We start from the raw sequence: 12958 nt of genomic DNA, 5'->3' as shown, positions 1-12958 counted from the left end.
CTGATTCACAGGCATCATCCGGGATCGTATTGCTTCTCATCGGATTGAACAGGCGAAAAGTCGATGCCAAGTTCATCATGAATGGCTTTACTTTTTTGATCGTTCAGCCCATTGAACACAACGTCTGCATTCAGGCCGATATGACAGGAACCATAAATACGACCGATTTTTTTCATTGTTGCCGTTAATTCAACTTCACCTGTGTGTGTCGGTAACACTTCTAAATCATAACTATCTAAGATTCGATGACGTTGAATAAACTGAGCCGACTTCGGTTCAAATCTCAGAGTGAAGAGCGACGAAGACGATTCCCTTCTATTCCAGGTAAGTGTCAGCGTATCATCCGCAGTCATGTCATATTGAACTTCACGCCACTTCCAAAAGTTTCGGGTTCGGTAGACCCATTGCGCCTCGTTGACACGCCAGAGAATTTCCCTTTTTCGCAACACAGACCACAGCCCCAGCAACCCAAATGCAGCCTGTAAGGGGCTAGGCGATGTAACAGGCAGAAAGATGGCGAACCCAATCGTCCAAAACCAGCCAAATGGCTTATGCCAGACCTTTAAGTTGCAGATGACACTATCGTTTGTGTGTTCTGTTTGCTTTGTTTGTTTTGTCATTTTCATCTCGCCTGTCATACGACAACATCATTGGCGGTGTTCTGCCGATTTCGTTTCATGTTTTATTTGACTAGGCTTCAGCCTGTATCGCTTCACTTCATAATGAGCGGCATTCATGTCGCTATCGTCCAGCGTTTCATCAGTACGCTTGAATGCTTCATCCAATGGGATGCGAGTCGGATCTAAGCCAAGCGCTGTTTTGATTGCCATATATCTTTCATCGTCCAGATCTGTCAATCCAAAAACGATTTGGACATCCAGATTACTGGCACGGTAGATCCCGATAATTTGTTTCATCATCTCCGTTAACTCAGGCGCTTTGGCATCTTGATCGAATTTTTTTAATCGATATTGAACTCCAGCTTGATATTCAGATTGACCATCCGGATCAAACCGACTGGATTCCGGTTCGAACTCGAGTTCAAACCTGCCATAACTCGTCATGATCGTGCCATCTCTTTCTTCCTCAACCGGCTTTTCGTAATACAAAATCAATGCATCGCGGTCTGTCATCTGATGGCTGGTCTGGCGCCACAGAAAAAAACGTCGAACTCGGTAAGACCACTGACGCTCCCTTTTTTGCCAGACCATTTCTTTTTTTCGTAATACGGACCAAAGGCTCAGTAAAGCCGTCAGGTACTGAACCGGAAAATAAGGAAACAGCACGATCAATACAACAGACGCCAGGAAAAATACCCAACCCACAGGCTTGTGCCAGATATTCAAGTTACAGGTGACGATATCGTCTCTCTTCTTTTTTAGCTTAGCCATGCCAACCCCACGATTTAATAACAAATTTCACTTTAGATGTACTGCCGATTTTCCAGCATTTCACTGTGACACTTGGTGCGCAGAATAATGATTTGAAATAATCCACACAAGGTAACCGCTTTCAAGAAGCGCAGTAAATATTGGGGCGACATGATGAGAGTATGGATTTAAATAACATGAAGATATTCCTCTCAGGGAATTTAAACTTTTAAAAAAGACAGTCACCTTACAATACTTATTCTCCTCACTGTTGAATTCGACTTTTTCCAGCATAAAGCGAATGGTCGCCAGAGACAGCGGTTTATCCTGATATTCAACACGGCGTACATCAAGAGAAACGGCTATCAAGCATTCATGCGTAAGCCGTAAATTTCGATTAAGCCAGTCGAACCGTGAACCATTGGATTTGTTGATAAAACAACCAAATCAGCGTACTTGAAATCCCCTCTACAGCATTTTTCTTAATCTATTCATTTACAAGCATTTCCTAACATTTCAGTGAACCAAATAAGTTTCAATAGAATATTGCTCCACCTGTTGGCAATACATTCAGCATTGCAATTTAGCCCGAAACCGACATACTGCGCCCTGTTAAACGCTGTAGAAAAATGTGTTGGAGTAGTCGTCTGATGAGACTTTTAGGTAAATTTTGTTTTAGCTTAGTTGTATTGTTTCTGGCCGGTTGTATCGAATCTGGTGTGAATTTTTCGATTCGCTACGATGCTGTGAATGGATTGAAAAACAATGCGCCATTAATGCATGACGACCAAGTCATTGGCAAGGTCAATGAAATCATCTACACCGAACAGGGTCATTTTGAAGTGCATGTGACTGTCGATGAAGCCTTCCAATCGCTGGCAACTGATTCTGCTCTGTTTGTCATCACAGACAATGCCAAGGCCAAAGAGACACAGATGATTAAACTCATTTCGAATGACAAGCCGGGAACATTTATTCAAGACGGGCAAGTGATTCAGGGCAGTACAAAATTCACGGGGATTGCTAAAGAGATGCAAAATCAGCTTGGCAAGAGCCTGCAGTCGTTCGCTTCAAGTATTGACCGTTCCTTCTCAAACTGGGTCGATAATACTGCTGAACCAACAGCGGACCAACTGGACAATGAATTAGATCAACTGATAGAGGAAGCAAAATCATTCGGTCATGATGCCAAAGATCGGATACAAGCCGATGTTGTTGAAACGCTGAAACAGCATATTGAACGACTGAAGCTGCAAATGAATGAACGGAATCAGGATGACTCCATTGACCAGCTTGAAAAGAAGGTGGAAGAACTGGATCACCTGATGCAGGCGTAATTTAAAACCCTAAGTATACGTTTCCTTGACCAAGACAACATCGGATCTGCAAGCAATACAACGTGTCGTAGATCCGATGATTCGCCACCAAGCTTCTTCAGATTTCATAGAACCAGGAGTCATGCTGAAGATCCAGCAGCTCTGCGGTCCCGCTTTCGAGTTGGTAGAGATAGAACTGTTTCAACGGCGGGGAATAGATGTGCAGTGTCACCAAAGGTTCATCCCCGCCTTGCAGGTTGGATATCTGGTGAATATCACTGTCGTGACTCACCGTCACCTCACCGGTTGGATAGTGCGTCGACTGGGTCGCGTAAATGTGACCATTCACAGCTGGCTGAAACAGAGTTTCTGTCGCCTGCCCCTGCAGCACTTTAACCCCGCAAGCGCTGCCAAGGTGGTCATGAATTTTACTCCGCTGACCATTCAGCCAGCTTAGGATCAACACTTCACAATGATCATTGCCAAACAAGCGGCGCCTTGAGTACGTCTCCTGATCAAACTGCACCAACTGTTTTACCTCGTCACTGTTGAATTCGACTTTTTCCAGCATAAATCGAATGGTGGCCAGAGACAGCGGTTTGTCGGCTAATTCAACATGAGCCAGAAATTCCTGATAGTTAAAACGGTAGTCCGCATCCAGTAACGCAGTAAGAGCGGGGGCCATCTGATGATGTGTCGTTGAAGGTTGCATCGTGTTCTCCTAACCTGTTGTTTTATTCGTTATTGTTATGTCTTATTCCTGTTTCACACGGTCAGTAGACCACTTTCTTTCGCGTCCGGCTTACTGAAGTATTGGATTCGGTGAACACAATCACGAATTAACATACAATTAACAACTCTGAAGTTTGCATGCTGCCCTTCGAGGAGAACTTCGAGGAAAAACAAAAGGCATTGACTGACAAACTGTTCATCAAACCCCTGCAACAGGCAGAAGGAAGATGCAGAAACGAGAAAAATTCCCTGAAAAATAGAAAGGTAAATGAGCAGACTAAAAAATGCAGACAAAGAAAAACGGCTTACAAACGCTAGCCTGTAAGCCGTTGATTTTGATGGTGCCCCGGGCCGGACTTGAACCGGCACAACGCGAACGTCGAGGGATTTTAAATCCCTTGTGTCTACCAATTCCACCACCAGGGCACGCAATTCTGGATTGCGATGGGTCAGACACCATCTTTGTACCGACATCTGAATCGATACAGACAAAATTTGGAGCGACACACGAGGTTCGAACTCGTGACCTCAACCTTGGCAAGGTTGCGCTCTACCAACTGAGCTAGTGTCGCAAATGGAGGCGCGTCCCGGAGTCGAACCGAGGTCCACGGATTTGCAATCCGCTGCATAGCCACTCTGCCAACGCGCCTTCGACAATCAACCGCTTGGGTTGTTGTTTTGGCTTTTATCATGACCGCTTCGTCGTTACCCTCCGTTGCGGTACGGGATGCATTCTACGCAAAGGTGAGATCGAGTCAACAGCAAAATTCATCAATTTGAACTGAGTGATTATTTTACACCCAAAACAGGTCATTCTTCTCATTTTTTACCCATCAGACAAAGCTAAAAGGGTGACTTTTTATCGGTGTGTGAGGGAGTTAGCGCGTTTCATTCGTTGAACGCGGTCGTGATTTTTGAAAAGAAATTGGGTTTTTCCCCTTCTGGCAGGCCTGCAATTTTGTCTGAGGCTTGTCATTTCCGGGCAAAAAGAACAGAATGGCGACCCAGATCACATTTCAATTTTTTATGCGCCGTTTCAGTCTTTATGTCCCAGTCGTGATGTCTTGTTTACTCGCTGCCTGTTCGCCTGCCGAGCCAGCTGAGACACATCTTCACATCCGGTTTCTGACACAACTCCCCCCTTCTCCCGGCAAGGCTGATCTGGATGTCATTGCGATGCCCGCACAAGAAGGGATGACCTTTTATTCGGCGCATAATCCCAAGGTGGAACAACAGCCGTTTTCTTACATTACGGCAATCACCCCGGAAACAAAGTCCTACAGTGATTCTGCCAGCCTGCTGCCTCAGGCCAGTTATCCGGTGCTGGCAAGTAATATCGATTTCGGCCTTCGCCAGAACGGGGACGAAGTTTACAGCTACAACAGCTATAAAGGCCGGGCAGACGCTTTCATTCGCTGGTATGGCAATAATCAGGTTGCTTTTCTGGCGCTGATTAACCCTTACCCGGGCAGTGAAGAACTGCACGAGCGGGATCTGACGCTGCTCAGAAACAGTGTTGACCGGCTTCAGGTGAAAGGGATCCGAAATATCGTGCTGCTGAGTCAGTATCCGACACGCTTTTCCCCGGAGCTGTTAAAAAGCGTACAGGGCGTGGATGTGGTGATTAGTGCCGGTCAGGAGTCACAAACCACAGTGACAGGCAAACGCTGCATCGCAGCATTCAGCCAGGCGAAACCCGATAAGTTATCGCTGATGTTTGATCCGAAAGGACAAATCAAAATGTGCAGTTTTCCGGATGAAAAAAGCCGCTTCAACACCGAAGCGACCATTACACCCAAAGGGCTCTGAAAGGGTCAGTCGCGAACCAGCGCGACTGCTTCACGCACCAGACGACCGATTTCTTCCCAGTCACCGTTATCAATCAGCTGCGGGGCGACCATCCAGGTGCCGCCACAGCACAGCACGCGATCCACGGCCAGATAGTCACGAATATTGGCTTTACTGATGCCGCCGGTTGGCATCAGGCTGACATCCACATAAGGTGCCAGCAGTGATTTCACCATATTCAGACCGCCGGAGGCTTCCGCCGGGAAGAATTTCAGAAAGTTCAGACCCAGTTCCAGCGCCTGTTCAATCTGGCTTGGGTTGTTCACGCCCGGAACCACCACAATCCCCTTCTCCTGACAGTAACGCACTGTATTCGGGTTCAGACCCGGCGCCACAATAAACTCGGCACCGGCTGCCTGCGCGCGATCCACCTGCGCCGCATTCAGCACAGTACCCGCGCCGATACACAGCGTTGGATAAGCTTCCCGCATCAGGCGGATGGCTTCTGCTGCCGCGTCAGTCCGGAAGGTTACTTCTGCCACGGGCAGGCCGTTCTCTACCAGGGTTTTCGCCAGCGGAACTGCCTGTTCCACCCGGTTGATTTGAATCACCGGGATAACTTTCAATTGTTTTAACTTTTCAATCAGGGATTGAGACATGAACTTCTAACTCCTTTACATCATCTCTGTCATAGCCTCGGGCGGAATAATCGCGCCCGGGTGTTGAATCACAATCGCAGCCAGCTGGTGACCCAGTTCTGCCGATGCCGTGGCTGTTTCTCCGCTCAGCCGGCCTGCCAGATAACCCGCTGCAAATGAATCGCCTGCCGCGCAGGTATCAATCACCGTCTGAACCGGGTTGGCAGCCACTTCACTGATCCCCGGATGGTCAGACTGTAAATCCGTCGCCACCAGACACGGCTGGCTGCCGCGCTTAATCACAACTTCAGCGCAGCCAAAATCGCGGCAACGTTCCGTCACATCGCCCTCGCCCCACACTTTCTGGTCATCATCTTCGGTGATCAAGGCGATATCCACAAAAGGCAGCACCTGCTTATACCAGTATTGAGCCTGTTTGGCTGTCCACAGTTGCGGCCGGAAGTTGTTATCGAACACAACTTTACCGCCGGTCGCTTTGTGTTTTTCCAACAGTGTAATCAGAATGGCTTTGGCATCTTCCGCCAGAATCGCCAGACTGATGCCGCTGATATACAACACATCAAACTCATTGTTATCAATGGCCCGTTCAAGCGGGGTAACTCCGGTCGCGAAATAAAACTTCGCGGCACTGTCATTGCGCCAATAGTGAAAATGGCGCTCGCCGCTGGGCTCAGTTTCCACCAGATAGAGTCCGGGTAATTTCTCGTCCAGCCGACGCACCAGACGCGTATCAATATATTCTTCCTGCCAGGCAGACAGCATATCCTGGCTGATATTGTCTTTTCCCAGTGCCGTTGCGTAACTGACATCCAACCGGCGAGAACGTCCGAGCCGGGCCAGATAGAGTGCCGTATTTAAGGTATCACCACCAAAGGTGCGACGTAACGGCTGGCCGCTCAGCTCGACCATACATTCACCAAAAAATGCAATTTTCACAGCGGTCCCTTTCTTTCTTGGACTGTTTCTACAAGCCTAATTCATGATGCAGGCCTTGGTTCATCACAAAGACCTGCATTTTCACAAGTTTTAGCGATTTATTTCGCGCAGGCAGCCTCTGTACTGATGTCCTTCTGAACAGTGTTTTCCATCGCTTCACGCTCGGCATCCAGGATGGCTTTGGCCTGTGCCGGGCTCACCTGATTGGCAGGCGTCAGCAGGCTGACAGTTGCACCGGCCACCAGCGCAGTCAGCACCGACGGGATGCAGGGATTTCCCCAGTAGGCATTCCAGTCCGCATTCAGAATCACCGAGAAAGATGCCGCTGAAGCCCCGGCCAGCGTTGCCAGTGCTCCCTGCCAGTTATACCGGGACCAGAACCGCCCCAGCATGCCGCAGACGAACATGCCTGACATCACGGTGGAAATCATCTTGGTGATATAGCTGATAATGTCATTCGAAGTCAGCGCGAACAGCAGGGCCATGCCAATGACAATCACCAGCGACAGACGGGAGTAAAACACCATTTTGTCTTTTGAGGGCACTTTGCCCGTAAAAAGGATAAAAATGTCACGCAGCATGATCGACACCCCGGCAATTGCATCGGAACTGGCGCTCGACATGGTGGCAGACAGACCCGCAATCAGCACAATCATCCCCACGGCGACCGGCAGCACGGTTGCGGCGACATAAGGAAACGCATAGTTCGCGTTGTTCAGTTCCGGGTTAATGGCGTGGGCAGACATCCCGATGACTGCCGGAATAATTGAGAAAAACAGGTAAAGTACACCGGACATGACGAAAGAGCGGCGAATCGTGGACACATCCTTACCCGAGTAAATACGCTGGCGGAAAGACGGCGTAGCCAGAATTCCGACACCGACCACCATCGCCAGCGACAGCGCAGGCAGTGCGCCCAGCTTTTCAATGCCGAGCAGGCTCACCGCTGCCGGATCCATGGCTTGATAGAGGTTTTCCAGCCCGCCGATCTGCTGAACGGAAAGTACCGCCATCAGAATAAAGCCGAAGAACAGAACAATCGCCTGAATCGTATCGGTCCAGACCACCGCGGTATAACCGCCGATGACGACATAAATGGTGAAGGCCGCAGCAATGACGATCTTGGCAGTATTCAGATCGATATCCGCGATCCACGCCAAATACAGGCCGCCGCCGAGAATATGGGCGCCCAGCCAGCCGATACAGGCCACGAAGATCAGCACACCCACAACGTTTTTCACCACCTTGTTGGCGCCAACATAGTAGGCCAGTTCTTCACTCATGGTCATGAAGTTCAGCTTACGGACCGGGGCAAACCACCAGGCCAGCAGTAAGATCCCCAGGGCACCCCCGATTCCGTATAACGCACCGGCCCAGCCGTTCAGGTATCCGAAACCGACTGCGCCCATACTGGAGCCGGTACCCACCATGGTTGCCACGGTCGTCCCCAGTACGAGGAACAATGGCAGGCCACGTCCGCCCAGCAGAAAATCTTCCCCTGATTTCTGAGAGCGGGACACAAACCAGCCCAGCCAGATCATAAACACCACATATGCACCGAATCCGGTGAGAAAGAGTGTACTGTTCATTCCTTACCTCTTATAATCCGCCATTGCTTTTATTTGCTTGGGGATAAACACATTCGGTTATCCCGTGTATGACTGAAATTGACTTTGAATTTCAGTCATTTGCTTTTTACGGGCTGGTACTTTGCCAGCCCTTTTTCTTTGCTTCTGCCTGAGATTTCAGCACAGAAAAATTCTTGCAACAGATCCTGCAGGCTCAAGAGACAGCTGGTCCGTTCAGCGTATGACTGACCGAATCCAAGTCCGAGTTGTGGGCCGGATTAACGGCGATCCTCTCGGTAACAGGTCACATCCACTTCCACTTTGACGTCCACCACCAGATCACACACCATGCAGATCCGGGCTGGCGGATGTTCACCAAAAAACTCCTGAAAGACCTTGTTGAACGACTGGAAATAACGGGCATCGGTCAGCACCACTTTCACATGGACCACATCGGCCAGGCCGTATCCGGCTTCTTCCATGATGTTGAGACAGTTCTGAATCGCCAGGCGTGACTGATCGACGATACCGCCTTCAACCACCTCGCCGTCTGTCATCGGTGTCTGGCCTGAAACATACAGGAATCCACCAGCCTGCGTCGCACGTGCAAATGGCAGATGCTGCCCGCCGGTGCCTGTCCCGCCTTCCACGCCGTAACGAATAATCGTCATGATTGTTTTCTCCAATTGAGGGCTGATTAGCCTTGTGACTTTGAATAATTCTGTGTGTGCTTCATCATTGATGCCGGGCCAGAAAGCGGCCATGACGTTCCGGGCTGACACTGCCCTGCTGATAGCTGATCCGGCCATTCACCATGACCAGCGCAATACCCTTTGCGGCAGTAATCGGGTGCTCGAAACTGGCAGCGTCCTCAATCGTGGCCGGGTCAAAAAGCACCAAATCCGCAAAAGCGCCTTCGGCGATGATCCCCCGGTCTTTCAGCCCGAAACGTCGGGCCGACATCCCGGTCATCTTGTGAACGGCCTGCTCCAGTGAGAACAACTTGCGTTCGCGGGTGTAGTAGCCCAGCACCCGGGGAAATGCCCCCCACAGACGCGGGTGCGGATGCGGGTCATTCGGCAGGCCATCAGAGCCCACCATGGTGAGACGGTATTTCAGTACCCGCTCGACATCGGCTTCATCCATGCAGTGATACACCGCCCCGGCCGGTTGCAGCGCTCTGGCGGCGTCCATCAGCGGCAGGTCCATCTCCGCCGCAATCTCTTTCAGCATCTTGCCTGCCAGTTCCGGGAACGCTTCTGACCAGGTAATGAAGATATTGATATCTTCTGTGACCTGATTAAGATCCAGCGTCGAGGAACTGGCAGAATACGGGTAACAGTCGCAGGCCACATCCTGACACTGCGCGGCAGATTCCATCCGGTCCAGCACTTCCACCGTCCGGCCCCAGTTGCCTGCGCCTGCACATTTGAGATGTGAAATCACCACCGGGACTCTGGCGTGCTTGCCAGTTTGGAATGCTTCGTCCATTGCATCCAGAATCTGTTCGAATTCAGTGCGCATATGGGTGGTATAGATACCGTTGAAAGCCGCCAGTGCTTCCGCCAGCGCCATCACTTCCTCAGCCGGTGCCTGTTTGGCGGAGGCATAAGCCAGCCCGGAGCTCAGGCCAAGCGCACCTTGCTGCATGGCCTGTTTCAGCAGGGCCTTCATGGCAACAATTTCCTGCGGCGTCGCGGCGCGACAGAGATCATCCATCACCTGATTGCGCAAGGTGGTATGACCCACCAGCGCCGCCACATTGACTGCGGGCTGCGCCTGACGTACTGCTTCGGCGTAGTCTGCAAAAGCCGGGTACCGGAAATCTTCCCGCTTGCCCAGCAGGTTCATGGGATCGGGCGGATCAGCAGCCAGCACTGCCGGAGACGCGCTGATACCGCAGTTACCGACAATCACCGTGGTAACGCCCTGGCTGATTTTTGGCAGACACTCAGGAAAACGGATCACATGGGTGTCGTCGTGGGTGTGCACATCAATGAAGCCCGGCGCCAGTACCTGATGACGGCCGTCAATCACCTGATGCGCGGCACAACCGGCAAGGTCACCAATCTGAACGATGCGGCCATTCTGAATGGCAACATCGGCGCGGTAGGCATCCGCGCCGGTGCCATCAATGATGCTGACCTGGCGGAATACGGTCTCAAACTGCATACGTTTTCCTTTTCGTTCGTTTCTCGCATCCGCCACCTTCTTTCAGAATTGGCGGGCTAATCCCCCAGCGGCTGTCGATCTTCACCACCGCGGTGGCTGTCCAGCGCCAGTTTCAGCCGACGCAGGCGATCACGGGAACGGCGTTTCTGGCGCAGGGCCAGTTCTGTCGACAGCACATCAATCAGCGCCATCATGGCGTAGCGTGAGGCTGAGGGTTTATAAATAAAATCTGTTTCATCGGTCACCAGCGGCAGCACCACATCACTGACTTTTGCCAGCGGCGAGTCCGGCGCGGTAATCGCAATCACCTTAAGCCCGTACTGTTTGGCAATGGATGCCGGTTCGACCACTTCTGCGGTGTAGCCCGTCACTGACAGCGCTACCATCACGTCTTTACTGTCTGCGGTCGAGGCCACCATCCGGGCCAGCAAGCCGTCGTTATAGGCACTGACGGCAAATCCAATCCGAAACAGCCTGAACTGCAATTCCTGCGACATGATGGTTGAGCCACCGCCCATGCCGACCGACAGAACCTGCCGCGCGTTGAGCAGCATTTCTACCGCCCGGGCGACATCCGCTTCATTCACGATTTTCCGGTTGAGGTTGATGACGTTCTTAATCGACTCATACACCCCCTGAATGCCCGTTTCATCCGGGCTTTCATGAATGAACCGCTGTCCGACCGCCAGTGACTGCGCCAGCTTCATTTTCAGGTCACGCACATTTTTACAGCCGACCGCCTTCGCAAAGCGGGTGATGGTGGCTTCACTTACCCCGGCTTCTTCTGCCAGTTCCGTGATGCTGGCCGTCGCCGCACTGCTCAGATCGTCCACCACCAGGCGGGCCACTTTTTTTTCTGCTTCTCTTAACTGTGGGAAGCACTCAGTAATTCGGGAAACGATGTCCACTTCAATGGTCACGGTGACCTTTCCTCTCTGGGTTGAATCTTAGTGAGACGGTGGGAATCAAACAGTGAGAAATCGCACAATTCACCACAAGATGTTTGATAGTTTCTAACATCAAGAATACTATCATCTCGCCACAAGCCTTATGTATAAAGGGATAATGGCTATGTTAGGAGAATAACCAATGCCTCAAGCAAACAAAAAGCATGTTAGTAAATACCAAGAATTCGATCACAAAAACTTTCCGATTGGGACCAAGGGTGTCTGGGTCCATGAGAAAAGTGAGGGTCGGTACAGCCTGATTGACGAAGAAATCTGCCTGCCGGCAGCGGTCCTTCGCGAATCGGCGATTCACAATAACCTGAACTGGATGCAACAGTTCGCCAACCACCATCAGGTCAAACTGTCACCCCACGGCAAAACCACCATGACGCCGTCGCTCTTTACCGAGCAACTGCAGGCCGGTGCCTGGGGGATCACCGTTGCAACCCCCGCACAGGCTGAAACCGCAGCCGTTGCCGGGGCCCAAAACATTCTGATGGCCAACCAGCTGGTCGGAAAAGCCAATATGGCCCTGATCGCCCGGCTGATCCGTCAGCATGACGTCCGGTTCTATTGCTGCGTCGACTCCTGTGACAATGCCGCTCAGCTCAGCCGATACTTCTCAGCTGAAGGGCTGACCCTGAACGTCCTGATCGAATATGGCGTACCGGGAGGCCGCTGCGGCTGCAGAAACCACGAAGAAGCAGAAACTCTGGCCGGGTTTATTCAGGCGGCGGAAGGCTTATCTCTGCATGGCATTGAAGTGTATGAGGGTGTCATTCACGGCGCTGATGCAGAAGATCACATCCGTTTATTCCTGCGCGATGCCGTGTTGCTGGCAGAACAGCTGACCGAGAAAAAGCTGATCACGGTTGACCACCCCATCGTAACCGGCGCAGGCTCTGCCTGGTATGACATTGTGGCTGAAGAGTTTGCGGGTCATCCCCATCTGAATGCCGTCATCCGGCCCGGCTGTTATCTGATCCATGACACCGGGATTTACCAGGATGCCCAGCATCAGGTCATCGCTCGTGCGAAAGCCAATCAGGGATACGCCTGCGAACTGGGCGGGGATCTGGAATCAGCCCTGGAACTCTGGGCCTACGTTCTCTCCGTGCCGGAGCCCTGTAAAGCGGTGATCGGGATGGGGAAACGGGACGTTGCGTTCGATGCCGGGCTGCCAATCGTTGAACGCGGATTCCGGGACGGTCAGCCAATCACGGTCAGTGGTCTGGAAGCGACCGCCATCATGGATCAGCATACCTTTGTGAACGTCCCGGCCGGGACCGATCTGCGGGTGGGAGACATACTGGTGTTTTCAACCTCTCATCCGTGCCTGACGTTCGATAAATGGCGCTATCTCTGTATTACCGACGACACGGACACCGTCGGCCGATTCGTGGATACCCGCTTCTGATCCACAAACAGCCATCCTACAGGATGGCTGTTTACCAGTTCGCCGTAGCGCCC

12 protein-coding genes and 3 tRNA genes are annotated in these 12958 nt (G+C 51.5%); 3 read left to right on the top strand and 12 right to left on the bottom strand.

What is annotated here, in order from left to right; all coding sequences use genetic code 11:
• Positions 1-14: 14 nt before the first annotated feature.
• Together L4174_RS05800 and L4174_RS05795 are read right to left on the bottom strand one after the other, a co-directional pair.
• On the bottom strand, positions 15-620 hold the full coding sequence (locus L4174_RS05800) for a hypothetical protein (protein WP_248139468.1): 606 nt from the start codon (positions 618-620) through the stop codon (positions 15-17).
• Positions 621-647: 27 nt separating this feature from the next.
• A complete protein-coding gene (locus L4174_RS05795; RefSeq protein WP_248139466.1) occupies positions 648-1391 on the bottom strand; it encodes a hypothetical protein in 744 nt (247 codons plus the stop codon).
• A 629-nt stretch (positions 1392-2020) separates the two neighbouring features.
• On the opposite strand from L4174_RS05795, the gene L4174_RS05790 reads away from it, so the two are divergent.
• Positions 2021-2707, top strand: coding sequence for a hypothetical protein (locus L4174_RS05790; protein ID WP_248139464.1), 687 nt, complete (start codon positions 2021-2023; stop codon positions 2705-2707).
• A gap of 97 nt (positions 2708-2804) precedes the next feature.
• Here the strand turns inward: L4174_RS05790 and L4174_RS05785 are convergent, their stop codons facing one another.
• The 4 genes from L4174_RS05785 to L4174_RS05770 all read right to left on the bottom strand — a co-directional run bounded on the left by L4174_RS05785 (position 2805) and on the right by L4174_RS05770 (position 4067).
• On the bottom strand, positions 2805-3398 hold the full coding sequence (locus tag L4174_RS05785; RefSeq protein WP_248139462.1) for a cysteine dioxygenase family protein: 594 nt from the start codon (positions 3396-3398) through the stop codon (positions 2805-2807).
• A 359-nt stretch (positions 3399-3757) separates the two neighbouring features.
• Positions 3758-3844, bottom strand: a tRNA-Leu gene (locus tag L4174_RS05780).
• 70 nt (positions 3845-3914) lie between these two features.
• Positions 3915-3990, bottom strand: a tRNA-Gly gene (locus tag L4174_RS05775).
• A 3-nt stretch (positions 3991-3993) separates the two neighbouring features.
• Positions 3994-4067 (bottom strand) — tRNA-Cys (locus tag L4174_RS05770).
• Positions 4068-4414: 347 nt separating this feature from the next.
• Here L4174_RS05770 and L4174_RS05765 point away from each other — a divergent pair.
• Entirely contained in the window at positions 4415-5227 is an 813-nt protein-coding gene (locus L4174_RS05765; protein ID WP_248139461.1) for a hypothetical protein, read from the top strand.
• 5 nt (positions 5228-5232) lie between these two features.
• Here the strand turns inward: L4174_RS05765 and L4174_RS05760 are convergent, their stop codons facing one another.
• The 6 genes from L4174_RS05760 to L4174_RS05735 form a co-directional block, all read right to left on the bottom strand.
• Positions 5233-5865, bottom strand: a complete 633-nt coding sequence (locus tag L4174_RS05760; RefSeq protein WP_248139459.1) for a bifunctional 4-hydroxy-2-oxoglutarate aldolase/2-dehydro-3-deoxy-phosphogluconate aldolase — start codon at positions 5863-5865, stop codon at positions 5233-5235.
• 15 nt (positions 5866-5880) lie between these two features.
• Entirely contained in the window at positions 5881-6774 is an 894-nt protein-coding gene (locus L4174_RS05755) for a sugar kinase (RefSeq protein WP_248141597.1), read from the bottom strand.
• A 125-nt stretch (positions 6775-6899) separates the two neighbouring features.
• The gene (locus tag L4174_RS05750) at positions 6900-8390 is read right to left on the bottom strand and encodes a sodium:solute symporter family protein (RefSeq protein WP_248139458.1); all 1491 of its coding nucleotides are present in this window, start codon (positions 8388-8390) and stop codon (positions 6900-6902) included.
• Between the two features lie 257 nt (positions 8391-8647).
• Positions 8648-9040: a RidA family protein gene (locus L4174_RS05745; protein ID WP_248139456.1), complete on the bottom strand. Its 393-nt coding sequence runs from the start codon at positions 9038-9040 to the stop codon at positions 8648-8650.
• Between the two features lie 64 nt (positions 9041-9104).
• Positions 9105-10541 (bottom strand): amidohydrolase family protein, encoded by a 1437-nt coding sequence (locus tag L4174_RS05740; protein WP_248139454.1) that lies wholly within the window; start codon positions 10539-10541, stop codon positions 9105-9107.
• Between the two features lie 56 nt (positions 10542-10597).
• Entirely contained in the window at positions 10598-11461 is an 864-nt protein-coding gene (locus tag L4174_RS05735) for a MurR/RpiR family transcriptional regulator (protein WP_248139452.1), read from the bottom strand.
• Between the two features lie 169 nt (positions 11462-11630).
• Here L4174_RS05735 and L4174_RS05730 point away from each other — a divergent pair, with 169 nt between their 5' ends.
• On the top strand, positions 11631-12905 hold the full coding sequence (locus tag L4174_RS05730; protein ID WP_248139450.1) for an amino acid deaminase: 1275 nt from the start codon (positions 11631-11633) through the stop codon (positions 12903-12905).
• Positions 12906-12958 lie beyond the last annotated feature (53 nt).

The organism is Photobacterium sp. CCB-ST2H9, assembly GCF_023151555.2.
Lineage (GTDB): Bacteria > Pseudomonadota > Gammaproteobacteria > Enterobacterales > Vibrionaceae > Photobacterium.
Note: the sequence above shows the minus strand (reverse complement) of the source record. Positions and strands in the feature narration are given on the sequence as shown.